The sequence below is a fragment of the Mesorhizobium sp. M1338 genome (assembly GCF_040318045.1).
Lineage (GTDB): Bacteria > Pseudomonadota > Alphaproteobacteria > Rhizobiales > Rhizobiaceae > Mesorhizobium.
In genome coordinates, this window is record NZ_JAMYLL010000148.1 from 1 (window position 1) to 834 (window position 834).

Genomic DNA, 834 nt, shown 5'->3' on the forward strand with positions numbered 1-834 from the left:
ATCCCCAAATGTCGGAGGAGTTCTGGCTCGGTGATCCAAAGATGGGAAACAATATGTGGTCCGCCGCCGCTGCTGATCGACGACCAAGTCGGGCTAAATGCAACGCGAAGCTACATTGACTGAGCATCTCATTGGAAAAGCTCATAGGAACCAGATAAATGGAGATTATCACGATTGATCAACAGAACATCCTCGTCGGCATTCGTCCAATAGCGCCGGCTGACGAATCGACCTTGTACGCTTCCGAAGTTACGTCTACGGGACGCGCTGTTCCCAAAGTCCGCCGCCAGAGCGGTGCTGCAAGAGTAATTGCCCGAACACTTCTTGGGCAACTGGGATTCCCACCACTGCCGATCTTAAAGACGCGCTCTGGTGTTCCGATCTGGCCAGCCGGCATTGTCGGATCTTTGGCTCACCACGATACAGTAGCAGCCGCCGCCATTGCAGGGACGAAGAGGATTGCAGCGCTCGGCATCGACATTGAACCTAATGAACCTCTGCCGGAGAACTTGATCGAATTGATTGCTACCCCTAACGAGCAACGCATGTACGATCTACGCCTGCTTCAACGGCGGGACCTCTTCGTTTTGAAGGAGGCTGTATATAAAGCCTATTTTCCACTGTACAATGATTTTCTTGAATTCCAGGACGTGGAAATTGATCTCCCTGCGCGATTAGGATACGTGCCAAAGAAAGATTGCACATTTTCGCTCGAGTTACTTGTTTCCAACAATGTAATTGGGTTGGCGTGCGTATTCCGACGAAGCCGGCCATCGATTCCGATTTGAAGCCGGCCAGTCATTCCGATTTCATTCCGGCCGGTGTTCCGATTTG

General features: G+C 51.6%; 1 protein-coding gene. It reads left to right on the plus strand.

Annotation, left to right across the window (positions count from 1 at the left end; translation table 11 throughout):
* The first annotated feature begins 158 nt into the window (after window positions 1-158).
* Window positions 159-788 carry a 4'-phosphopantetheinyl transferase family protein gene (locus NKH19_RS33390; protein WP_352983981.1) on the plus strand — a complete coding sequence of 210 codons (630 nt, stop codon included), beginning with the start codon at window positions 159-161 and terminating at the stop codon, window positions 786-788.
* The last annotated feature ends 46 nt before the right edge of the window (window positions 789-834 follow it).